This is a genomic window from Candidatus Infernicultor aquiphilus (assembly GCF_002784285.1).
Taxonomy (GTDB): Bacteria; Atribacterota; Phoenicimicrobiia; order Phoenicimicrobiales; family Phoenicimicrobiaceae; genus Infernicultor; species Infernicultor aquiphilus.
The window spans coordinates 1-1,357 of sequence record NZ_PFKO01000298.1 but is presented as its reverse complement, the minus strand read 5'-3'; the positions used below and the strand labels follow the sequence as shown (position 1 = coordinate 1,357).

2 protein-coding genes are annotated in these 1,357 nt (G+C 33.2%); both read left to right on the top strand.

Features of this window, described 5'->3' with window-relative positions; genetic code table 11:
- A partial coding sequence (locus tag COZ07_RS08260) for an archease (protein ID WP_406608090.1) occupies positions 1-157 on the top strand: 157 nt, incomplete at its 5' end.
- 225 nt (positions 158-382) lie between these two features.
- Positions 383-1,357: RtcB family protein (locus tag COZ07_RS08255; protein WP_406608089.1), on the top strand; the 975-nt coding region annotated here is incomplete at its 3' end.

The following is a 1,357-nucleotide window of genomic DNA, read 5'->3' as shown; positions in this document are numbered from 1 at the left end:
TGATGTTCAGATTAAAGCAGAAGTTGGAGGAACGAAAATCAACCATCTTTCTATTAGAATAAAAAGAGAGGTAAAAGCAGTTACTTATCATGGTTTAGAAATCAAAAAAGATGAGGAAAGCGGACTCTGGAGTGCTCAAGTAATTTTTGATATCTAACCATAACAAGTAATAAGTAATGAGTGATTAGTGATAAGCAAAGGAGCCAAATGTAGGGGTTCGATTCATCGAACCCGCTAATGAAAAATATTAATACAACACATCCTTACGAAAATAAGACTTTATTAAAAAAGAATTCAACCGTTTCTTATATTTTATTATATCAACCTGAGTAATCCGTATTTTAAATCTGTGTAATTATCCATACAAAAGGAGGAGATTAATATGAAAGAATCTTGGGATGGACCTTTAAATAAGATAGATGATTATCGCTGGGAAATTCCCAAAAGTTATAACTCTGGGATGAGAGTTCCTGGTCTGATTTATGCCTCTTCAAATTTATTAGAAAAAATACGCCAGGACCAGGCTCTAGAACAGGTGGCCAATGTAGCTTTTCTCCCGGGAATTGTGGGGCATTCATTAGCTATGCCAGATATTCACTGGGGGTACGGTTTTTGTGTGGGGGGGGTAGCGGCTACTACTCTAGATAATGGAATTATCTCCCCTGGAGGAATTGGTTTTGATATAAATTGTCTTTCCTCAGATGCTTTAATTTTACATCCTCTTGGTTATACTCTAAAAATTAAAGAATTTGAAAAAATATGGTTAGAAGAAAAGATAAGCTGTTTTGATTTTGAAAAAGAAGATTTAATCAATAGTAAAATTATTAATTTTTTTAAAAAATTTCCCGATAATGAAGTTTATAAAATAACCACTAAAACTGGTAAAACGATTACTGCCACCGAAGACCATCCTTTTTATACTAAAGATGGGATGATTCCTTTAAATAAACTGAAAGTAGGAGATGAATTAGCTATTTATCCCTTCGAGGGGGTTCCCTATGAAGAATCGAGCAGCGAGATTATACTTAATGAAGAGAAGATAAAAGAATTACTTTTAAAATTAGGGAAAGGAAATAATGGGAATGGATTAAATCAGATTCTATCACATTTAAAGAAGAGAGGATTACTACCTTTAAGATACAATTCTCCACAATTGCCTTACATCTTAAAGATTATGGGATATGTATTCGGAGATGGAAATATTCATTTTGCCAATAAAAAAGGGAAAGGTGCAACTAGCTTTTATGGAAAATCAGAAGACCTTGAAGAGATAAAAAGAGATATTACCCATATCGGATATAATTGTTCCCGGGTCTACTCCAGAACAAGAGATCATAAAATAGATACTCTTTATGGA